The organism is Pseudomonas sp. BP8 (assembly GCF_017875955.1).
GTDB lineage: Bacteria > Pseudomonadota > Gammaproteobacteria > Pseudomonadales > Pseudomonadaceae > Aquipseudomonas.
Window position 1 is genome coordinate 3,364,958 of the sequence record NZ_JAGINK010000001.1, and the last position, 21,712, is coordinate 3,386,669.

The 21,712-nt window shown below is 62.8% G+C and carries 20 protein-coding genes; 6 read left to right on the plus strand and 14 right to left on the minus strand.

What is annotated here, in order from left to right; genetic code table 11:
* Positions 1-143 precede the first annotated feature (143 nt).
* Complete coding sequence (locus J3B00_RS14680) at positions 144-1,073, plus strand: helix-turn-helix domain-containing protein (RefSeq protein WP_209868193.1); 930 nt, start codon at positions 144-146, stop codon at positions 1,071-1,073.
* Positions 1,074-1,144: 71 nt separating this feature from the next.
* Here J3B00_RS14680 and J3B00_RS14685 read toward each other — a convergent pair whose 3' ends face one another.
* The 12 genes from J3B00_RS14685 to gspE form a co-directional block, all read right to left on the minus strand.
* A complete protein-coding gene (locus tag J3B00_RS14685; protein WP_209874874.1) occupies positions 1,145-2,278 on the minus strand; it encodes an MFS transporter in 1,134 nt (377 codons plus the stop codon).
* A gap of 106 nt (positions 2,279-2,384) precedes the next feature.
* Positions 2,385-4,646, minus strand: coding sequence for a type II secretion system secretin GspD (gspD, locus tag J3B00_RS14690; protein WP_209868194.1), 2,262 nt, complete (start codon positions 4,644-4,646; stop codon positions 2,385-2,387).
* Positions 4,643-5,155, minus strand: a complete 513-nt coding sequence (locus J3B00_RS14695; protein ID WP_209868195.1) for a general secretion pathway protein GspN — start codon at positions 5,153-5,155, stop codon at positions 4,643-4,645. The genes gspD and J3B00_RS14695 overlap by 4 nt, the downstream gene beginning before the upstream one ends.
* Positions 5,152-5,763 carry a type II secretion system protein GspM gene (gene gspM, locus J3B00_RS14700; protein ID WP_209868196.1) on the minus strand — a complete coding sequence of 204 codons (612 nt, stop codon included), beginning with the start codon at positions 5,761-5,763 and terminating at the stop codon, positions 5,152-5,154. Before gspM ends, J3B00_RS14695 begins: the two co-directional genes overlap by 4 nt.
* Complete coding sequence (locus J3B00_RS14705) at positions 5,747-6,781, minus strand: PilN domain-containing protein (protein ID WP_209868197.1); 1,035 nt, start codon at positions 6,779-6,781, stop codon at positions 5,747-5,749. The genes gspM and J3B00_RS14705 overlap by 17 nt, the downstream gene beginning before the upstream one ends.
* The gene (locus J3B00_RS14710) at positions 6,778-7,491 is read right to left on the minus strand and encodes a general secretion pathway protein GspK (protein ID WP_209868198.1); all 714 of its coding nucleotides are present in this window, start codon (positions 7,489-7,491) and stop codon (positions 6,778-6,780) included. Before J3B00_RS14710 ends, J3B00_RS14705 begins: the two co-directional genes overlap by 4 nt.
* A complete protein-coding gene (locus J3B00_RS14715; protein ID WP_209868199.1) occupies positions 7,488-8,093 on the minus strand; it encodes a prepilin-type N-terminal cleavage/methylation domain-containing protein in 606 nt (201 codons plus the stop codon). Before J3B00_RS14715 ends, J3B00_RS14710 begins: the two co-directional genes overlap by 4 nt.
* Positions 8,090-8,452: a type II secretion system protein gene (locus J3B00_RS14720; protein WP_209868200.1), complete on the minus strand. Its 363-nt coding sequence runs from the start codon at positions 8,450-8,452 to the stop codon at positions 8,090-8,092. The genes J3B00_RS14715 and J3B00_RS14720 overlap by 4 nt, the downstream gene beginning before the upstream one ends.
* Positions 8,449-8,889, minus strand: coding sequence for a GspH/FimT family pseudopilin (locus J3B00_RS14725; RefSeq protein WP_209868201.1), 441 nt, complete (start codon positions 8,887-8,889; stop codon positions 8,449-8,451). Before J3B00_RS14725 ends, J3B00_RS14720 begins: the two co-directional genes overlap by 4 nt.
* Before the next feature lie 2 nt (positions 8,890-8,891).
* Positions 8,892-9,314, minus strand: a complete 423-nt coding sequence (gene gspG, locus J3B00_RS14730; RefSeq protein WP_209868202.1) for a type II secretion system major pseudopilin GspG — start codon at positions 9,312-9,314, stop codon at positions 8,892-8,894.
* A gap of 10 nt (positions 9,315-9,324) precedes the next feature.
* The gene (locus J3B00_RS14735; RefSeq protein ID WP_209868203.1) at positions 9,325-10,524 is read right to left on the minus strand and encodes a type II secretion system F family protein; all 1,200 of its coding nucleotides are present in this window, start codon (positions 10,522-10,524) and stop codon (positions 9,325-9,327) included.
* A 1-nt stretch (position 10,525) separates the two neighbouring features.
* Complete coding sequence (gene gspE / locus J3B00_RS14740; RefSeq protein WP_209868204.1) at positions 10,526-12,214, minus strand: type II secretion system ATPase GspE; 1,689 nt, start codon at positions 12,212-12,214, stop codon at positions 10,526-10,528.
* Between the two features lie 487 nt (positions 12,215-12,701).
* Here gspE and J3B00_RS14745 point away from each other — a divergent pair, with 487 nt between their 5' ends.
* Both J3B00_RS14745 and J3B00_RS14750 read left to right on the plus strand, forming a co-directional pair.
* Positions 12,702-12,947: a hypothetical protein gene (locus J3B00_RS14745; protein ID WP_209868205.1), complete on the plus strand. Its 246-nt coding sequence runs from the start codon at positions 12,702-12,704 to the stop codon at positions 12,945-12,947.
* Positions 12,948-13,044: 97 nt separating this feature from the next.
* A complete protein-coding gene (locus J3B00_RS14750; RefSeq protein ID WP_245362814.1) occupies positions 13,045-15,684 on the plus strand; it encodes a glycoside hydrolase family 3 C-terminal domain-containing protein in 2,640 nt (879 codons plus the stop codon).
* Between the two features lie 92 nt (positions 15,685-15,776).
* On the opposite strand, the gene J3B00_RS14755 is transcribed toward J3B00_RS14750, so the two are convergent.
* On the minus strand, positions 15,777-16,418 hold the full coding sequence (locus J3B00_RS14755; protein WP_209868207.1) for a TetR/AcrR family transcriptional regulator: 642 nt from the start codon (positions 16,416-16,418) through the stop codon (positions 15,777-15,779).
* A 72-nt stretch (positions 16,419-16,490) separates the two neighbouring features.
* The gene (locus J3B00_RS14760) at positions 16,491-17,777 is read right to left on the minus strand and encodes an MATE family efflux transporter (protein ID WP_245362552.1); all 1,287 of its coding nucleotides are present in this window, start codon (positions 17,775-17,777) and stop codon (positions 16,491-16,493) included.
* 263 nt (positions 17,778-18,040) lie between these two features.
* On the opposite strand from J3B00_RS14760, the gene J3B00_RS14765 reads away from it, so the two are divergent.
* The 3 genes from J3B00_RS14765 (at position 18,041) to J3B00_RS14775 (ending at position 21,630) form a co-directional block, all read left to right on the plus strand.
* Positions 18,041-18,409: a histone-like nucleoid-structuring protein, MvaT/MvaU family gene (locus tag J3B00_RS14765; RefSeq protein ID WP_209868209.1), complete on the plus strand. Its 369-nt coding sequence runs from the start codon at positions 18,041-18,043 to the stop codon at positions 18,407-18,409.
* A gap of 139 nt (positions 18,410-18,548) precedes the next feature.
* Positions 18,549-20,276, plus strand: coding sequence for a HAMP domain-containing sensor histidine kinase (locus tag J3B00_RS14770; protein ID WP_209868210.1), 1,728 nt, complete (start codon positions 18,549-18,551; stop codon positions 20,274-20,276).
* Between the two features lie 7 nt (positions 20,277-20,283).
* Positions 20,284-21,630: a sigma-54 dependent transcriptional regulator gene (locus J3B00_RS14775; protein WP_209868211.1), complete on the plus strand. Its 1,347-nt coding sequence runs from the start codon at positions 20,284-20,286 to the stop codon at positions 21,628-21,630.
* Positions 21,631-21,712: the final 82 nt, after the last annotated feature.

A 21,712-nucleotide genomic window follows, 5' to 3' on the forward strand; every position in this document is an offset into this window, starting at 1 on the left:
TCTTGGTTGGGTTTTATGGCACATGTGCTCAGGGAATCTTCCCAGGCGACGTACTGCGGGCTATCTTGGGGGCAGCCCGCAGGGTTGATCTATCCACTTCTTTCGCCGGTAAATGCACCAAAAGAGTGCATAAAGGATTTCGCGTGACAACGCCCAACGCCTCGCAAGTGCAGGCTTTCCACACCAGCGACGTCTCCGAGCAAGTGCGTGCCACCCCCGGTTGGCAGCAGCAGTATCGGCAAATGTCGCCGGGCCATTTCAATGGCCAGTTGCGCTGCCTTGGCCTTGACGGCGTGGAGGTTTACGAAGAGCGCTTGAATACCCGCGTGGAGCAGTTCTTCAGTGCCCCGAGCGGGTCGCTGACGTTCTGCTTTGACCGCAGCGAAAACAGCCTCTACCTGCTCAACGAAGAGAGCCGCAATATCTGGATTACCCCGGAGAATTACCACGAGGTGGCAGTGGTCTTTGACCGTGGCTTTGTGCAGGGACATGGGCTCGACGTGGCACGCCTGGAAGGGTTGTTCATGGTGCCGTTGGACAGCGTCCAGAACGCGCTGTTCGGCAGTTGGCTGAGCGCCACCCTGACGCGCCTGGGCCAGGCCGATTGCCCGTTGCAGGGCAGGGCACTGGCCGAGCAGCTGCTTGAGGACTGCCTGTTCATTCTGGATAACGCCAGCCAGCGACTGCAGGGTGATGCGCTAGGTCGACGCGGGGAGGCGCGGGCGGTCATGCGCCGGGTCAGTGACTGGGCCGCTGACTGTCCTGATGAAACGCTCAACCTGGTGGAGTTGGCTCAGGTTGCCGGGGTGTCGGTGCGTCAGTTGCAGCAGACCTTCAAGGCTTTCACCAACATGCCGCCAGCGCACTGGTTACGCTTGCGCAGGCTCAATGGCGCGCGGCGCGACCTGCTGCGTGGGGGCGAACTGACTGTGGCTGAAGTGGCAATGCGTTGGTCGTTCTGGCACCTGGGGCGATTTTCCGACAGCTATCGGCAGTTGTTCGAAGAGTTGCCGAGCGAGACGCTCAAGCGCGCCAGTGGGCGTTTGCCGGTGAAAGCGACGCATACCCTGTAAGCGGGGGTTGCTTGGCGAACACCGGCAAAGCCGGTGCTCCCCGAACACATCCTGAAGCTGGCGCTCAGCTTTCAGGCGCCACCCTTCATCCGCCGGGCGACCAGATACACCCCAAGGCCAACCAGCGCAGCTGCAGCGCCGATATAACCGGTACTGGTCCAGCCCAGCCCGGCGCTGATCGCCATCCCGCCAAACAACGGCCCCAGCGCATTGGCGAGGTTGAAGGCGGCATGGTTGGACGCTGCCGCAAGGCTCGGTGCTTCATGGGCGATATCCATCAAGCGGATCTGCAACGGCGCCGCCAAGGCGATCATGGTCCCGACCAGGCCAATGCCCAGCAGGATCGTCCACAGCGAGCTCGCTGCAAACGTGAAGAACACCAGCACCACCGTCGACCACATCAACACCAGCCCGACCGCGCGGAACCCCAGCCGGTCGAACAGCTTGCCGCCCACGACGTTACCGACGATACCGCCCACGCCGAATGCCGCCAGGCCAAAGGGAATCCACTGCGGGGTTACCTTGGTCACCTCGAGCATGGTCGGTGCCAGGTAACTGAACACGCAGAACATCCCGGCAAAGCCGATCGAGGCAATCGCCAGGGCCATCCACACCTGCGGCAGGCGAAACGCCTGCAGCTCCTTGCGTGGATCGCTGCGCGCTTCATCATCACGTTGTGGGACAAAGCGCCAGACCAGCGCGATAGTAGCCAGGGCGATCAACCCCACCAGCACGAATGCCGAGCGCCAACCGAACAACTGGCCCAGCACCGTCGCCACCGGATTGCCCAGTAACATGGCCAAGGTCAGGCCCATCATCACCCGTGCCACGGCGCCTGCGCGCTGGTTGCTCGGCACCATGCTCGAGGCCACCACCGCCGCGATGCCAAAATACGCGCCATGGGGCAGGCCGCTGATGAAGCGGAAGGCCACCAGGCCGGAGAACGACGGGGCAAACGCTGTGGCCAGGTTGCCCAGCGCATACAGCGCCATCAACAACAACAGCATGTGCTTGCGCAGTAACTTGGCACCCAGAATCGCCAACGCCGGCGCGCCGACCACTACGCCCAAGGCGTAGGCACTGATCGCATGGCCAACCTGCGGTTCGCTCAACTGCAGGTTGCTGGCGATATCCGGCATCAGCCCCATGATGGCGAACTCGCCGGTGCCGATGGCGAAACTGCCCAGCGCCATGGCGGCCTCCATCTTGCCGACCGAGGTGTTCGCCTGCGCTAGCGGAGAGGGTTCGTGAATAGACATCCAATTCCTTACTGAAATACGCTGAAACGTTTGAGGCGGTATCTTAGAGCAATTATTGGGCGCTTTGTGCTTGTAACTTGAGCATCTGCATCTGCTGGCGATAGTCGGCAGTGACCTGGCGGGCCTGCTCAGGGTTGTTCACCACCTTGGGCGTAATCAGCACGATCAGCTCGGTCCGGTCGCGGCTCTTCGAGCTATTGCCGAACAGCCATCCCAGGCCCGGGATGCGCGACAGCCCTGGGACACGGGTGTCGGCCTGGGCGTTGTCCTGCTTGATCAGGCCGCCGAGCAGGACGGTTTGGCCACTTTGCACCGCCACCTGGGTCGACACCGCGCGGCTGGAGATGCGTGGGTTGGGTTGGGTGGTGGTCACGGCACTGTCGTCAGCGTCACTGACCTGTTGCTGGATATCCATGTACACCAGACCACCGGGATTGATTCGCGGTACCACATCAAGAATGACCCCGGTCTGCACGTACTCGACGCTGCTCAGGGTGGTATCGGAGTTGCTCGTATTGACCGTGGTCTGGCTGATCGGGATATTGTCGCCGACCTGGATCTGCGCTTGCTGGTTGTTCAGCACCACCAGTGAGGGAGCGGACAGCACCTGGGTCAGGCCACGGGTTTCCAATGCGCGCAACGCCACCTGCAGATTGCTGCTGACAAACGAATAGAACATCGAGCTGCCGCCCAAGGCGACACCACCTGCGCCCAAGGCACCCTGGCTACCGCTCTCGTTGGCGACTGTACTGCTCGACGAGTTGCCGGCCAGGCGGCCGAGGTACCATTGCACGCCCAGGTCAAGATCGCCGGTGAGCTTGACTTCGAGAATGCGCGTTTCGATCTGCACCTGCAGCGGCGGGCTGTCCAGGCGCTTGATGGCCGATTCGATCTCCTTCCACTGGGCGGGCCGGGTGCGCACGAGCAACTGGTTGCTGCTTTTTTGCGCGGTGATCCGCACCGACTCCTCAAGGCTCTTGGCTGCGCCTTCGCCCGCGTCGCTGTCGCCGGCCGCCATCGAGCTGTCGGCGCTCTGTTCAACCGAGTCGTCGTAGCCCTCGCTGGACGCGTCGTCCTCGGCGCTGGCCTGGGTGTGCATGGCAGAGCCAGACAGGCCCTGGCCAGAAGTGCTGCCGTTAAGTGAACCCAGGCTGGTGGTCTTGAGCCCCGGGGCGACCTTTGCCGCCTTGTCGTCGGCGATCTGCCCCGAGCCATAAATCTGTCGCAGGTAACGCGCCAGGTCGGCCGCTTTCATGTTGCGCACGTCGTAGACGAACAGCTGTGGCTCGTTGCCGCCGCCTTCGTCGATGGTCCTGATCCAGTCGCCGACCTCTTGCAGATACTCCGGTTGCGAGGAAATTGCGACGATCGAGTTGGTGCGCTCGTTGGGCATGAACTTGACCATGTCGGACAACGGCATGCCGCTGTCGGGGCCGAACAGCTTCTGCAGTTGCGGCATCAGCTCGGCTACCGAGGCGCGTTGCAGCCCGTAGACACCGATTGACATGCCTTTGAGCCAGTCGACATCAAAGGTATCGATGGTGTCCTGGTAGTTGGCCAGTTCGTCCGGGGTGCCGGCCAGGCTGATCACGTTGCGCGCCGGGTCGACCAACAGGAAGGCATTTTCGCGCACGAAGGGCTTGAGCAGCTTCTGCATTTCGCTGGCACCGATGTAGCGCAGCGGGTAGAGCCTGGCGGCAAGCCCCGTGGCCGGCTGGGCGACTGCAACCTCGGGCACCAGCTTGCCGGCAACGGCCTTGTCGGCGGGCAGGATCACATAGCGATCACCCTGGCGGATCATGGCGTTGTCGGTCCACGACAGGAGGGTTTCCAGGATCGACAAAGCCTGCTGCTGATTGACCGGCTTGGAGGTCGAGAAGCTGACGTTGCCTTTTACCCCTTGGCTGATGCTGTAGTTTTCATGCAGCAGATCGCCCATCACGCTGTTGATCACCGCCTCGATGGGCTGGTCGGTGAAGTTGAAGACGATATCGCCTTGCTCGGCCCCGCGCTTCGCCGCGGTGGCCGCTGGTGGACGGATAAACCGCTGGTTACCCTTGATGATCTGCCGGCCAGGCGCCGCACTGGGCGCCGTCGAGCCAGGGTTAGCTGCGCTCGGGGCAGGGTTCATGGTCGCAGTTGCAGGCGGCAGCGGGTCGCCGGCGCCGTGCAGCGCTTGTTGCAGCAGCTCAGGATCGCTGTGCAGCTTGCCAGGCACGCTAGCGCATCCGGCCAGGGCGAGGGCAACGCTCAGGCCGAGTAATGGCGCGCGCAGTGTCAGGAGAGGGGGGCGTGAGGCAAGTTGCTTGGTCATGGGGTTTCGATACGCGGAAGAGTGATGGCGGAGGCCTTGGACGGCGGCGGCAGGCGCAGCAGTGGCATGCTCAGGGTGTGGCGTTGCCCGGCACGGGTGAACGTCGCGCTCAGTGCGGTGAGTTCGCTGAGGGTCCAGCCGCTGTCCAGCGTGGTGCCCAGGGCGACCTTGCTGGCAGGCGTGCTGCCCTCACGCAGATAGGCCCAGCGCGACGAGCCATCGAGCACCACGCCAGTCAGGCTCAAGTGGGCCAATGCCGGGGTCTGCTGGCCTGGCGGGTGGGGGTCGGGCTGGCGTTGGGGGCTGAAGATCGGCTGGGTCCAGGTCAGCGAGCGTGCTGCCTCGTCCAGCGCTGGCAACGGCGCAGGTGGCGCGGCATTCACTGTCTGCGCCGGTGGGTGGGCCGGCAGCCATTCGGGGCTGTTGGCGGCGCCGAGCAACCAGGCGCTTGCGGCGAGCGCGCCGACGTGGGCCGCAAGCAGCAGCAGGCTTGATCTGCGCAACTTCATGAGTCGCCACCTTGCGGCACTGCCGCGCGCAGATAACCGCGAATCAGCAGGTGTACCTCCAGGCGCCCGGCAGGGCCCTGGGCGGGCGCGGCCGCCGTGCGACGAATGCTTAATTGGTCAATGAACAGGCTCGGCTGGCCGTACTCCACGCTATGCAGCAGGGCCGCCAAGGGTTCGATGGCGCAGGCCAGGGTAAGGCTCACGTTGACCTGGCGATAAGGCTCGACCTGATCCTGCTCGGCAGGGACGATTGGCATGCGCTGAGTGATAGCGCAGCCGGGGCCGCGCTGTGCTTGGGCATTGACCCGCTCGACGGCGTACTGCATGAGATCGGCTGCAACGGCATTGGGGTCTTCACCTGGCAACAAGCTGTTGCGTTGGGCGGGGTCATTCCGGCTGTGCTCAAGCTGAGCCTGGAGCAGGGGCTGTTGGAGGAGCAGGCCGGCATAGCGCCGTTGTTGCTCACGCAAGGTCTGAGCCTGCTCGTCGAGGCTGCTCAGCGGCGCAAGTAACAGGCATTCGAGCACGGCGTACCACACTACCCAGGCCAGCAGGCCAAGCAGGCCAAGGGCGGCGAGCTTGCGCTCCCGGCTAGTGAACGGACGCATGCGCCACCTCCTGCCTGAGCTGTGCGGTGATGGCGAAACGTTCGCGGCCGCTGGCCTTGTCGGCCTGGATGATCCCCTGGAACTGGGCGTGTTCGAGCGTAGTGCAGGCTTTTACCTGGCCGAGCAAGGCGCTGGCGTGTGCGCTTTGGCCAGAGAAGGTCACCTGATTGCCGTCGCGAACCTCCAGTTGCTCGACCCAGGTGTCGTCAGCCAGGCAGGCGCTCAGGTCGGCCAGCAGCCGGGTAAGGGTAGGGCGCTGGGCTTTCAGGGTCGCCAGGTAGCTGGAGGCGCCCAGTGTGCTATCGAGGGTCTGGCGCAATTGCTGGACGTGCTGGACGGCTTGGCGTTGTTCGGTGACTGCCTGCTGCATCGCGTCGACGGTATGCTGACGCCGATCGAGCCAGGCCGCAGCGAGTACCACCAGGCAGGCTGCGCAGCCCAGCCAAAGCCAGCGATCAAGGCCTGTGCGCAGCTGCGGGCTGCCGCTGCCGGCCGGCAGCAAGTCGATGAACAGGCGCTCGCCACTGGGGCTGAGGGCATCGATGGCGACCAGGTGCACGTCGCGTTGGCGGCAGGCGGCGAGCATCTGTGCCAGTGCATCACGCGCAATCGCTACCAGTTCGACTTGGGCCAAAGGGGGTTGGCGGTGCACGACGCGAGCGACGAAGTGCACCTGCTCGGCGCTGTAGGGCGTGTACCTGTCGATCTCATAAGCCAGCACTTGCCTGAGGTTGCGAGTGGCGGCGAGGGGTAGGCCTATACGTTGTGCCATGACCTGTGATGCCTGCAGGACCAGCACGGCCGGCCGCCCTTGCTGATGCCGCGCTGGCAGCGGCCAGACGAGCAGTTGAGGCGTATTGCCCGCACCGATGCGCCTGGCCAGCTTGGCCGGGAGCATGCCGACCAGCTCCGCCAGCCATGCTCTGAGCCAGCGTCTGGGCTGGCTGGTGTGCCAGCGTGCCTGGCCGAGCTGCTTGTAGCTGACCAGCAGTGCCGCGTAATGACTGAGCCTGTTCAATCCTGCCACCTCAGTACGCGATAGGGCTTGCCACCGGCATGCGCGGGTAACAGGACGAAGGTGGCCTTCAGATGTGCGGTAAATCCACTCGGCAGGCTGGCTTCACTGCTGACGGTGAGGATCTGTCCGGGATCCAGCGCCGGGCCATTGTACCGAGGCAGTCCGAGCAGCTTGGCCAGTGCCGGCGCCGCCAGGCTCGGGTCAGGGTGGGTATTGCCCGACCAGACGGTAATTAAGGGCAGGGCACGGGCGTACACCGCGTAGGTCATGCCGGGCAGTTCGCGGAATTCTTCGAGCATTCGCAGGGGTACCTCGTTGCGCCTCTTCCCTAGGGCCTGAGTGATGGATTTGGCGGTCGCGCGGCTGGCGCCATTGGCACGCAGCAGCTTTTCCAGGCTCGATGCGGGACTCGCATTAAGATCGAGCTTGCCGCGCTCGCTCATGACGCTGACGCGCAGCATGCAGTCGGCGAAGCGCAGGGGATGCTGCTGGCCGTCGGCAAGCCAGCGTGTGGGGTCGTTGCGCAGCAAGTTGGCCACGGCCAGATTGAACCCTGCCTGGGCGGCGAAGGCAGCTTGGGTCTGGTTGCCCTGCCATAGCGCTTGACGCTGCTGGAGCTGGACGGAAATCGCCAGGCCAGCGAGCACTATGCTCAGCAGGCCGACGACCCAAAGCACCAGTAGCAGGGCCGCGCCGCGTTGCCGATTCACGGCCGACCACCGTCGCCCGAGAGGTCAAGCAGCAGATTGACCTGCAGCAGCGGCCATGCTTTGCGGTCGCTCATTTGCACGTCCACCCGGAGCGTCTGCGGCAGCCGTTCAGGCCAAGGCCACTGGGTCAGCCAGCCGGTCGGCTTGCCGAGCGGGGAGTAGCCGCGGTAACTCAGCTGCAGGCTTTTGACTCCGCTCAGCAAACGTTGCGGTTCGCTCCAGGCCTGCAGGCGACGGCCATCCAGCCTGGCCAATTGCAGCTCTAGCCGGTCATCGCGGCGCAACAGGCGCTGGCGGTATAACCCTCCGCCGACGGAACTGGGCAGGGGGGCAAAGAACTCCACGCTGTTGCGGTTACCCTCAAATGTCGTGGTGTGCGCGCCCTGACCGGTAGATGCGCTCAACGGCAGTACCTGCCCCAGCGACTGGCGCAAGAAGCGCTGGGTCGCGCGCAGCTCGTCAAGCCTGTCGCTGTAGCGTTCGGCCTTGGCCACGGCGCGATTGGCCGCGACCAGTGCACCGCCCACCAGCCCGAGCAGCAACCCTATCAGGCTGATCACCACAAGAATTTCCACCAGGGTGAAACCTGCCTGGCGCTTCAACGGACAGCTCCAGCGGCGCGGGCACGCAGGGTGCTGTAATGCGATGTGCGTGCGTCGTCGCTGAGGGTCAGGTCCAGCCGATAGAGGTCGAAGTGCCTCGGCTGTGCCTGCTCGAGGGCAACCTCCAGCACCCAGTCGATCCCCTGCCAGGTGCCGCGTTGCTGGCCCGGAGCAAGTTCGGCGAGGTCGAAATCGTCCATCAGCGAGCGCGCGGCCGCGTTGTGGCGATCACTGCCCTCGACCTGCAACAGTGACCGGCTGCTCTGGGCAAAGGCGCCCAGCAGGATTGTCGAAGCGACCACCAGCAAGGCAATGGCGGCAAGCATCTCCAGCAGGGTAAAGCCGCGCTGGCGGGTCATGGCAGCTCCCGCAGTTGCACGCTGCCAGTGAGCCAACCGACATCGATCCGCCAGCGCGCCAGGCCACGGCTGATCAGGATATTGCCGCCACTGGCCGCGCCGTCAGGGTAGAACTCAAACGCAGTGCCCAGCCCGCGGGCAGTCTGCAGGCGTACGCGGAAGTCTTCTGGCCAGGCCTCTGGCTTGCGCCCGGGCGCCTGCACGCGACGCCCGCGCAAGTCGAAGTGGGCCCGCACCGGTTGCCCGCTGGCGATCGCCTGCACGCGTGCACTGCGCAAGGCCGAAACCATGTGCGCGAGCGCGCTGCGCTCGTTCGCTAGCAGCATGCCGCGGCCTACGCCGACCGCGAGGATCGACGAGGCAAGGCCGACCAGCACGATGACAACGAGCAGCTCGAACAGGGTAAAACCGCGTTGGCGAGGCCGGCCAGCTGTCATGCTTACTCCCAGTTGCCGAAGTCGGCTTTGTCGCCTTCGCCACCGGCCGCGCCGTCCTGGCCAAGGAAGATCAGGTCAAAGCTGCCGTGGCTGCCGGGGTAGTGATAAGCGAAGGGATGTCCGAACGGGTCGAGCAGGTCTGACGGTTTTGCATAGGGCCCGGCCCAGCGGCTGGCATGGGTCGGCTTGTGCAGCAGTTGTTCGAGACTCGCCGGCGGCGCACCGACATCCAGGGCAAAGCTCTCGATTTTCATGCTCAGGCTGGCCAGCTGCGCCTTGCCGGCGCCGTACTTGCCCTTGTCGACGTTGCCGCCGACCTGGCGCACAACGATGGTCGCGACAATTCCCAAGAGGACGATGACAGCGAGCATTTCGAGCAGAGTGAAGCCCGCTTGACGGGCGTTGGGTGTTGGCTTGGAGCGCATGAGAGGGTTCCTAGATATTGCTGGTCAGGCTCATCAGCGGGAGCATGATGGCGAGCATGATTGCCGCCACCATGACGGCCATGATGATGGTCAGTGTGGGCACCAGCGCCGCCAGCAGGCGGTCGATAGTGCGTTTGGCCTCAAGGTCGTAGACATCGGCGACCTTCAGCAGCATGGCGCCGAGCGTGCCCGACTGTTCGCCGACGTCGATCATCTGCAGGGCCAACTCAGGTAGCAGTGCGTCGGCCGCCAACGCCTGGGCCAGGCTGCTGCCTTGCCTGACCTGTTCGGTGGTGTCGCCGACGTGCGCCCGCAGTGCATGGTTGGCACTGACTTCACGGCCGATCGCCAGCGCGCCGAGCAAGCTCACGCTGTTGCTCAGCAGGGTGCCCAGGGTGCGCGCCAGGCGCGCGGTTTCCAGCCGTTGCACAAGCGTGCCGAACACGCGGTTGCGCCACAGGCGCAGGTCTTGCGCGATGCGTCGCTGCGGATTGCGCCGGGCGGCCAGCCATAGCCAACTGGCGCCGACCATCGTCAACAGACTGGCCATGCCCCAGGCACTGACCCACTCGCCCAAGGCCAGCACCGCCCGGGTCACCAGTGGGATCGGCACGCCCAAATCCTGAAAAATCGGCACGAACTGCGGCACTACGTAGGCCAGCAACAGCGCCAACGAGCCGATCACGCCGATCACCAGGAAGGCCGGATAGATCAGCGCGTTGATCACTTCGCCGCGCAGTGAGTGGCTTTGTTCCAGGTAACCGCTGAGCTGGGCCAGGGTCACTTCGAGTACACCGCCGGCTTCGCCCGCACGCACCAGGCTGGTGTAGAACGGCGAGAAGCTGCCTGGATGTTCTTCGAGCGCCTGCGACAAAGGCACGCCGGCCTTGACCTGGTCGCGAACCCGCTCCAGGACAGCTTGCGCGGCGATCTTGTGCACGTTCTTGAGCACCGTGCCCAGCGCTCTGTCGAGCGGTTGGCCGGCGCTGATCAAGGTCGTCAACTGTTGAGTGATGGTGATCAGCTCGATTGGTTTGAACACGCTGCGCGCCTTGCCTGGACGCAGCAGCTGGTTGCCCTGTTTGAGCTTCAGGACCAACAGGCCACGGCGTTGCAACTGGTGCACGGCGCTGTCATGGTCGCCGGCCTCCAGTTCGCCTTGTAGCGTGCGGCCTGCGCTGTCCAGTGCGCTGTAGGAGAACACCGGCATGTCAGTCGCCCCCCGTGACACGCAGCACTTCTTCGAGCGACGTGATGCCGGCCAGCGCCTGGCGCAGGCCTTCTTCATAAAGGGTCACCAGACCCTTCTGGCGGGCGCTGGCTTCGAGGGTCGCAGCATCTGTCTGGCGCATGAGCAGGCCGCGCAGGTCTTCATCCATCACCAGCAATTCGGTGATCGCACTGCGCCCATGGTAGCCGCCGCCTGGCGCTTGCTCGTCGGGGCGATAGAGGATAATCGGCCGCTGTTGCGTGTAACGTGCCAACTGATGCCGTTCGATAAGCTCGGCCGGGGCCTCGAAGGCGATGCGCGTGGCGGGGTCGAGCCTGCGCACCAGGCGCTGGGCAAGAATGCCTTGCAGCGTTGAGGCCAGCAGATAGCCCTCGACGCCCATGTCCAACAGGCGGGTGATACTCGCCGCTGCACTGTTGGTGTGCAGCGTCGACAGTACCAGGTGGCCGGTGAGGGACGATTGGATAGCAATGCGGCAGGTTTCCAGGTCGCGCATTTCACCGATCATGATCACGTCCGGATCTTGCCGCACGATCGAGCGCAAGGCCGTGGCAAAACCGAGGCCGATCGCTGGCTTGACCTGAATCTGGTTGATACCGGTCAGTTGGTATTCAACCGGGTCTTCAACGGTGATGATCTTGCGTTCGGCAGTGTTCAAGCCCGACAGCGCGGTGTACAGCGTAGTGGTCTTGCCTGAGCCGGTCGGTCCGGTCACCAGGAAGATGCCATGCGGGCGGGCCAGCAATTGTTCAATGGTATGCAGGGTCTGGCCGTCGATACCCAGGCTGGCGAAGTCGAAGCTGACGGTTTGCCGGTCCAGCAGGCGCATTACCACCGACTCGCCGAAACTGGTGGGCACGGTCGACACGCGCAGGTCCAGCTCGCGGCCCTGGATACGCAGCATGATTCGGCCATCCTGGGGCAGGCGCCGCTCGGCAATGTCCAGGCGGGCCATGATCTTCAACCGCGAGATCACTGCAGCGGCATAGCCGCTCGGCGGCGCTTCGCCCTCGACCAACACGCCATCGACCCGGTAGCGCACCTTCAGCTGGCTTTCGAACGGTTCGACGTGGATATCCGAGGCGCGGCGGTCGACGGCGTGCTGCAGCATCAGGTTGACCAAGCGGATCACCGGCGCCTCGGAGGCCATGTCCTTGAGTTGCTCGATGTCGCCTTCGGCGACGCGATCGTCATCCAGGGTCTGGATCAGTGCACCCATTGCCGAACGCCCCGTACCGTAGACCTGTTCGACCAAGGCGGTGATTTCATCGTGGGTGGCAACCACCAGTTCGACCGGCTTGCCTGCCTGGTAGCCCAGCGCGGCGAGGGCGTAGGCCGAAGGTGGGACGGCAGCCGCCACACGCAGTTGACTACCGCTGTTATTGAGGGTGACAACGCCGTACTGGCGAGCGAAGCGCTCGCTGGCAATTGGCGCCGTCTCGACCGGCTGATCTGCGAGCCTGGGGGCTTCGAGCAATTGAGCGTAGGCCGTGGCCATCTGTTGATCTTTAACCGCGCCCAAACGTAACAGTGTGCGGAGTATTTCGTCCTCGCCGATACCCTGAGCTACACCCAGTCGGGCCGCACGGTGCCTATCGGCCGGTTGCAATGCGCCAGCATTGATCAGCCACTCACATAGTGTATCGGCAGAGGGTATGTTTAGATTCATAATGATGGCTTTGTGCAAGTGCTGGCTATATAGCGGCGCATTACGACTTACTATGTTTTAAGATGGCCGGGAGAATACGTCGTTATTTTTCCAGGCGCAACAGTGTATGTTTCTGACTGTTTGTAGTGAGTTTAATGCAGGTATTTGCTGGGGCGTCGAGAGTTTAGCAGGCCTCTAAACCTAATTGCAACTAGGTTTAGTGCATAGTTATTTATTGCTCATATCGACACAAAAAAGCATGAAAATTGCTCATAGTATGAGTTTCCAGGCTTGTTCTGTCCGCTTATCGCTTCAGGAAGGCTTTTGCGGTGCGCGTAACTAGTGTGTTTGTTCTTTATTTATTAGTAATTCCAAGGCTTTTTCTGGTGATGTTCAGCTGATTTTTTCAGTGCGCTTGAACTTTTCTCGCAACTGCTCAGACTTACCCGCCGGCCTGACTCTGTTTCCGGTCTGATTACTCCTGTTTTCCTCTCTCGAGAACTATTCGATGAATAGATTATTGCTGTCGCTCGCCTGTTCGACGCTCTTGGCAACTCACGTGTCTGCCTTTGCAGAAACCGCAGACGCCTCAACGCAATCCAGCGCTTATCAACAAGCACGCGAGCAACTGGATACCCAACGCGAACAACTCTCCGGGGTGAGCCGTATTGCCCAGTCCACGACGGATGCCAATGCCTTCGTCGACAGTGCGGTAGACACCAGCGACGCGCCGGCGCAGGTCAACCAGCCGTGAGGCCGGTGGATATTTGCCTCCCACCCCGTTCTTAAGGATTCGATCCGTGAAGCATTTCAAACAGACCCTGGGCCTGAGCCTGCTAGCGCTTGGCGTGATGCAGGCTTCGGGCGTCTTTGCTGCTGCACCTGCTGTCGGCAACGAAGTGGAGGCCCGCGTCAGCTCCATCCTCGACAACATGAACCAATCCGAGAAGATCAACTTCACCCGGGTCAACGATGGCCACATGATCCCCTCGTTGCTCAAGTGGGGGATCAAGGGCACCGTGGCCTACGATTCGTCGATGGGCGTGCACGTCAATAACGCCACCTTTGGCGCGCAGTACCCGTCGCAGTCGGCATTGGCGGCGACCTGGAGCATCAACCGGGCCAAAGAGTTCGGCCTGGCCATCGCGTACGAAACGCGTATTTCCGGCGGTCAGCAGATGCTCTCGCCTGGGGTGAATCTGTACCGCACGCCATACAACGGCCGCTCGGCCGAGTACGTTAGCGGGGAAGACCCGTTCCTGGGTGCAGTGCTGGCCCCTGCGATCGTCAACGGCATCCAGGCCCAAGGTATCCAGGCCAGCGGCAAGCATTACCTGGCCAACGAGCAGGAAGCCAACCGTCAGGCGGTCAATGTTGTGGCGGATGAGCGGACGCTGCGCGAGATGTATCTGCCGGGCTTTGAGTCGATGGTCAAGAACGCCAACGTGGCCTCGATCATGTGCGGCTTCAACAAGGTCAATGGCGACTATGCCTGCGAGAACCATCACCTGATCACTGAAGTGCTCAAAGGCGAGTGGGGCTACCAGGGCACCGTGATCAGCGACTTCAACGCCATTCACAATGCGTTCAAGGGCGCGTGGGCCGGCACCGACCTGGACATGCCCTCGGGGCTGCAGTTCACTGAGGCCAACCTGCTGCCTTATGTCTGGAGTGGCCAGCTGACTCAGAATGTCATCGACGACAAGGTCAAGCGCAATCTGCGCGCGGTGGTCAGCTATGACTTCCAGGAGCACCAGAACTCCGCGCAGACCCTCGAGCACACCGAATACGGCCAGCGCGCGTCGTTGAACGCGGCACGCGAAGGGATCGTGCTGCTGCGTAACACGACTACCGCGGCCGGCAAACCGTTGCTGCCGTTGGCGCCTACGGCCAAGGTGGCCGTGATCGGTGACTGGGCCAACCAGGCGCCAGCGTCGCCCTTTGGTACAGCCAACTCGCCGCCCAACAGCTATGTCAGCGAACTGAGCGGTCTGCAGCAGTTGGCGTCAAGCAGCACCAACGTCACTTACCTGTCAGCCCTGAGCCTGAACCCGAAGTCATCAGTCTGGTACCAGCCCACTTCGACCAAGAGCAGCGTCAGCAACGCCGGGGTGAAAGCTGAATACTTCAGCAACAGCAGCCTCAGCGGCGACCCGCTGGTTACCCGCGTGGAGCCGGGCGTCAACCTCAACTGGACCACCAGCACCAATGAGACCAGCGCCGGCACCACCGCCGTGTCTGGCTTCAGCCCGACGGCTGGCGCGTTCTCTGCGCGCTTTACTGCCACAATCAAGCCGACCATTTCCGGTGCCCATGTCTTCAAGGTGCGTGCCGACGGCCCTTACAAGCTCTGGGTGAATGACAAGTTGGTGGTGGAAAGCGACGGTGTGCCGTACTCCTCCGACGTGGTCAACGCGCTGACCAGCTCTGGCACGAGCGCTGCGCTGGTGGCAGGCAAGTCCTACACCGTGAAGCTCGAGTACCGCCGTGTGCAGGGTAACTTCACGCCGGCGCTGGGCGGCCTGGCGGGTGTGCAGATGAGCTGGGCGTCGTTGCGCCCGCCGCAGGACCTGGCCAACTATGATGCCGTGGTGATTGCTGCAGGCACCAACTACGAAAACGAAGGCGAGGGCTCCGACCATGGTTACCAATTGCCAGACCAGCAGGCTGAGCTGATCAACTTCGTGACCAAAGCCAACCCGAATACCATCGTCGTCACGCACGGCGGAGGCGTGGCAGACATGCAGCCATGGGCCAAGAAAGTTGGCGCTGCGTTGCACGCCTGGTTCCCCGGCCAACAGGGCGGTCAGGCCCTGGCTGAGATCCTGTATGGCAAGGTCAACCCGTCTGGCAAGCTGCCGGTGACCATCGACAAGCGCATCGAGGACAACCCGAGCTACGCCTCGTATCCGGACCCTGCCGCTTACCGCGGTGACAACGCGCTGACCGAGATCAACTACAGCGAAGGCCTTTACCTGGGGTATCGCGGTTACGACAAAAAGCACGCCAAGCCGCTGTACCCGTTCGGCTTTGGATTGTCGTACACCACCTTCAGCTATTCGGACCTGAAGCTGTCGTCCAATGTCATGACGCCGGGCAACACCATCGACGTCAAGTTCACCTTGACCAACACCGGTGACAAAGCGGGCTTTGAGGTTGCGCAGCTGTACATTCAGCCGATCGATGCGCAGGTCGAGCGACCGCACAAAGAGCTCAAGGGCTTTACCAAGGTGTGGTTGGAGCCGGGTCAGAGCAAGACCGTGAGCTTGCCGATCGACTCGCGTTCGCTGGCCTACTTCGTACAGAACACCGACAGTTGGGATGTCGATGCCGGCAAGTTCAAGGTCTGGGTTGGCCCGGATTCGGAGAACCTGACGCTGCAGCGCACACTGCTCACGTTGATGCCACAACACCTGACCACCCGTGACAGCAACCCGCTGCCGGCACCGCTGCGTGCGGCCGTACAGGTCAGCGAGTCGCAGGCGTACTGAAACCGGTAGTCAACCTTCAATCAGGTTGGGGGCTGCTCAGCAGCCTCTTCGGCCCAAGCCGGACGGGATGTCAAACCACCCCGGAAGGCTTGTCATGCCCTGATGCCATTGGCGAGGCGTTGCAGGTAGGCGTCGAAGGCCGCTTCGACGTCGATCTGCTCGGGCGCGCGCAGCCACTGGATCTGCAAACCGTCCATGACGGCAAAGATCTCGGTCGCCAGCAGCTGCACGTCGACATCCGCGTGTATTTCTCCCTGCTCAAGCAATGACGCCAGATGTGCCTGCGCATGCGCGTGAGTCAAGGCGAACTTTTCCTGGTACCAGGGCCAGGCCGGATGTTTGTCCGACAGGCTCTCTACACCGATCATCATCGATGCCTGACACTCAAGCAGGCTCTGCACGCTGAAATTCATGCTCATGCGCACGAAGGCGAGGAAGTTATCCAGCGTTGGCAACCTCTCCAGTTCGGCAAATTGCGCGGTGACTCGCTGATCGCGACGATCAATCAAAGCCCGTAGCAGCGATACCTTGTTGGGAAAGTGATGCAGCAGCCCCACCGTGGTAATCCCGGCGATCTCTGCGACATCACGCATCGAGGCAGCAGCATAACCATCCTTGGCGAATACGGCCGTGGCCGCATCCAGCAGGGCCGCCCGGCGCAGCTCACCCTTGGGCGCACGGCGACGCTTGGTAGAAGGCGTACTGGACGATTCGCTGTCGTGATCCTGTGACATAAACCAACTTCGTGTCTGTGTAAGGGGGGCCGCTTCGAAAAAACGGCGAGGGGGCTGATTATTGCAAAAGATCTAGGGTTCGTGCGCCCAGTATGAGCCGCGTCGGTTGATCCAGATGGCGGTGGCGATCGACGCCAGGGCAACCAGCGCGTTGCCGATCCACATTCCCAGGATGACCCCACTCGCACCAAAGTGCGCTGCACCGAAGGCAACGAACGGCAGCGTGCCCACGGATGCTCGAAGCCAGGCATAGAAGACGATCCAGCCAAGCTGACCGCGGCTGATGAACACTGAAATGGCAATGAAGTCCAGGCCGATCACGATCCACAACCCCGGGCCAAAGCGGCACAGGTTGCCGATCAGGATTTGCCCTGGCCCCGACAACTCGAAGGCATGCCCGAGCCAGGACGCGGCGAAGAACAGCACCGCCCAGGCGAGCAGGCCATACACCATCACCAGTTGGCTTGCACTGTGCAGCGCCGCACGGGTCCGGGCATTGCGCTGCGCGCCGAGGTTTTGCGCGAGGATCGGCACCAACGCGCTGGGTAGCGCGAAATACAGGCAGTAGGTGATCTGCAAGACCCTGTCCATCACCGCCATCCCTGCCATCACCGATATGCCGAACAGCGCCAGTTGGGCCATGGTGAAAGTCAGTGCGACGGGCGCTGCCAAGCTGGCAAAGGTAAACGGCAGGGCAATGCGCGCGATCCGCGCGCCATACAGTCGCAGCAGGCGCCAACGCAGTCGCAGGCTGAGGCCCACCTGCGTATCAAGCTGGTACATGCCCATCAGGCAGCCTGCGATGCCTGCCACCAGGCACGACACGCCGGCGCCAAGCAGCTTCAGGTCGAGACCGAAGATCAGTATCGGATCGACAATTGCCAGGCAGGCGGCCGTGCTCAGCACCACCGCCAGCGCCCGGCCACTGTAGCCGTGCGCCCGCAGCGCCTGCGCCGCGGCCTGGGTGATCGCCATCAGCACCGATGCAACGAGGGTCATGCCGATGAACTGCCCGGCAACTGCAGAGGAGGGCGCATTGATGCCGATCAGCCGTGCAAAGAAGCCCAGGTAATGCCATTGCAGCACTGACACCATGGCTGAAACCAGCCCGGTCAGCACCAGCATATGCGTGACCAGGGCGGGCAGAGATGCCCGGCGGCCCTGGCCCACCCTGCGCGAGATCATCGTACCCGCAGCAACCACGATGCCCGCCACCAGGCTCGAATTGAAGAATGCCAGGGTCTTGGCGATCCCGACCGCGGCAATCAGTTGCTCGTCATGCAGCATTGCCACATACGCAAGGGTGAGGATGTCGGTCAGAAAAATCGCTAGCAGGCTTAACCCACTGGTGAACGCCATCACCCGTACGTGATGATTTAGCGAACCCTGTGTGAAGGTGGCGACAGGCGTTGTCATTGAACTAGCGCCACGCTCGGTGCGGTAGTGCAGCACTATTGCGGTGCTCCGGTAAAAACCAAGGCAGGGTAGCCGAAACACTGAAACAAGACCAGCGACCTACCTGTGGCACATTTAATTGTTTCGTTTTTACATTTAACCGCGACATTCATCCCTTAGAATGTTTTCATTGTGCCCTGTACCTCCCCCTTAAAGGATAAGACTTTATGTCGCGTTTGGCAGAATTCCGTAAGCTTGAACAAACCCTGGCCGCCCAGCTCGCCGAGCTCGAGGCCATGAAGGGCAGTTCCGAGCTGCAAAAAGAGATCGAGTTTGAAACCAAACTGCGCTCGCTGCTGGAGAAATACGGCTTCAGCCTGAAAGACATCATCAATATCCTCGATCCGCAAGCCGCGCGCCGCGCGCCAGTGGCTGCGGCGCCCGAGAAAGCCACGCGCAAGGCGCGCGAGGTCAAGGTCTACAAGAATCCGCATAACGGCGAAGTGATCGAAACCAAGGGTGGTAATCACAAGCTGTTGAAGGAATGGAAAGCGCAGTACGGCGGTGATGAGGTCGAGGGCTGGTTGAACAAATAAATGGCGTCATGCTGTTTAGTTGAACAAGAGGGGCCGCGTTGCGGCCCTTCGCTTTTTGACGCGCCCAACAGAGCATAGACATCACCCCTTCAGGTCCTTATGCTCCCTCGACATCACATGAACAATAATTACAACTTCCATGGATATCGAACTCTCCGCGAATACGTTCTGGCGACGGCTGGCGCGACCTCGTCGTAGCTTGGTTGCACGCTATACCCTGTTGTCCATCGTGGTCATGAGCGTGGCCTTGATCGCCCTGGCGGTGCTCTATGAGCAACTGGCCAAAGACCTGCTCAATCGCCTGACCGGTGAACGCCTCGATGCCCAGGCAGTGTCCACAGCGAACCGGCTTTCGTCGTTTCTCGACGACCGCTTCTATCAGCTATCAGCCCTGTCCAATCACCCCAGCATGCCGGATTTCATCGCTGACCAGGCGCACCCGGCCGGGGATGTCGATGCATTGCTCAAGCTCGAAAGCGAACTGCCGTTTCTCTACGGCGTGCTGTTTTTTGACGAGCACGAGCGCCTGCTCAAGGTCATGCCCGGCCAAGCCGCCTCAGGCGCGCCGTATTGGGGGCGCGAAGGCTGGTCGCTCGACGGCCTGGCGCGTCAGCGGGTTGGCGATGTCGAGGTGATCGGCCCGGCGCTGCCGCAGGCCGGGCGCTCGGGTTGGCTGCTCATTCGCAAGACTATCCGTAGCGGCCGCCTTGATCACCGCGTCAGTATCGGCCTGCACCTGCGCTTGGCGTCGATTACCGAGCTGCTGGTCAGCGCCGGCCTCAATGGCATCGTCACGCCACTGTTGCGGGTGCCGGGTGGGGCATTCATCGATGCCACCGGGCGTCAGGTCGAGGCCCCCCGCGATGTGCGCGAAGGGCCGATGATCCTGCCGGGCTGGCAGGTGGTGTTCAGTGTCCAGCCTGGGGCGGTGCTCAAACCGCTGGACGACGCCCGCTGGTGGCTGTACCTGGCTGCCGTCGGCTTTATCGGTTTTATCCTGATTGTGTTCTTCACCCTGTCACGGCAGTTGCGCTCGCGGGTGGGTTCGCTGGTGGAGGGCGCGCATCAACTGTCGTCGGGTGACCTCGGTTATCGCCTGCCCGAACAACCGCACAATGATGAAATCGGCCGGGTCACCCGTGCCTTCAATGTCATGGCCGGGCGCTTGGCGGATGTCATGGAACGCACCGTGCGCGCGGAGAACCTTGCCGTGCTCGGCACGTTCGCCACCGGCGTCGCCCACGAGGTGCGCAACCCGTTGGCGACCATGAAGACCACCGTGCAAGCCCTCCTGCGGCGCGAACAGGAAGCGGAACGGCGCCTGCTGTTGAGTGATCTCTGCCAGGAAATCGACCGCTTGTCTCATGTCACCAGCGACCTGCTCGAATATGGCCGGCCACACCCGGCCATCGCCCAGGTGGTGGACTTGCCCGGGCTGCTGGCGCGCACCACACGGTTGCTTGCGCCGGAAGCCGAAGCCAAGGGTGTCAATGTTTCCGCTACCTGCCAAGCAGGCGTGCAACTGTGGGTCGATCCGGATCAGGCCCAGCAGATTCTCCTCAACCTCTGCCTCAATGCTGTCGAGGCCAGCGCTCCAGGCCAGTGTGTGGTGATTAGTGGCCTGGCCTGGGGCGAGCGCGTCGGCGTGACGGTGGTCGATCAGGGCTGCGGCATTCCCGAGGCTGCCCTGCAGCAGGTACGCCAACCGTTTTTCACCCTCAAGGCGCGTGGCACCGGGCTGGGCCTGAGCATCTGCCAGCAATTGCTGGAAGCCAATGCCTCGCGCATGGAGCTCGCCAGTACGCCGGGCGTAGGCACCGTGGTGAGCGTGGACTTTCCCGCGCCCGCAGCGACTTATCTGAAGTGAGTGACTGATGCCTGAATTACATGTACTGATCGTCGACGATGAACAGGCGCTGGTGCGCTCGCTGAGCTACGCCCTGCGTAGCGAGGGCATGACGCCTCGCGCGGTATACAGCGGCGAGGCGGCGCTGGCGCTGCTGGCTGACAGCACGGTCGAGGTCGATATCGTCCTGCTCGACCTTGGCCTGCCTGGCATGGACGGCATCGCCACCCTCGAGGGCCTGCGCAAATGCCGGCCGAACTTGCCGGTGATCATGATCTCTGCCCATGGCGACACCCGCGCCGCGGTGCAAGCGGTAAAAGGCGGGGCTACTGACTACCTGACCAAACCGTTTGAACTGGACGATTTGCTGGCCACCATCCACGCCACCCTCGAGGTGCCGACGGCAATTGTCAGCGCCGTTGAAGAGCAGGGCGCCTTGCTCGGGCAGAGCCTGGCAATGGCCAACTTGAAGGCAGCCGTGCAACGCATCGCGCGCAGCTCTGCCACACGGATCCTGCTCTTGGGTGAGTCCGGTACCGGCAAGACGCTGGTAGCCCAGGCGTTGCACGCCAACAGCACGCGCGCGGGGCAGCCGTTTGTCGAAGTCAACTGCGCGGCCCTGCCGGAGCAGTTGATCGAAGCTGAGCTGTTCGGCTCGGAAAAAGGCGCTTATACCGGCGCCCACCAAAAGCGCATCGGCCTGGTGACCCAGGCCCATCAGGGCACGCTGTTTCTCGACGAGATCGGCGAACTGCCGTTGGCCTTGCAGGCCAAGCTGCTGCACTTTCTGGAAAACGGCAGCTACCGCGCTGTAGGCGCGAGCCAGGCCAGCACGGCTGACGTGCGCGTGGTGGCCGCGACCAACCGCGACCTAGCCGAGGATGTCCGCCAAGGGCGCTTTCGCGAAGACCTGTTCTACCGCCTCAACGTCATCACCCTTGATATACCGGCGCTGCGCGAGCGCGGTGCGGACATCCTGCAGCTGGCCCAGCACTTTGCTGTGCACCAGGCGCAGGAAGAGCATGTCGACCCGATCACGTTTCTCCCTGACAGCGCAAATGCCTTGGTGCAACACCGTTGGCCGGGCAATGTCCGCGAGCTGAAAAACCTCATCGAGCGCCTGACCATCCTGCTGCCTGGCCAGGCCATTGGCAGCGCCCAGTTACCCGCGCAGATGCAGGCGCTTGAGCCCGCACCAAGCGCTCTGTCCGCGCTGGACGACCGCCTCGAACGGGCCGAACGTGAACTGGTCAGCGATGCCCTCAGTCGCAGCGCCGGCCACAAGGGCCTGGCCGCCGACCTGCTGGGGATTTCCCGGCATGCGCTCAAGCGCCGCCTGCAGCGCCTGGGCCTCGCCAGCGGCGATGAGCGCTAACCGCTCAACCGCGCGCGCAGGCTGAGCGCTAACCGCTCAACACCCCGCTCAAGACGCCGCTCCCGCACCCGCTGCGGCGTTC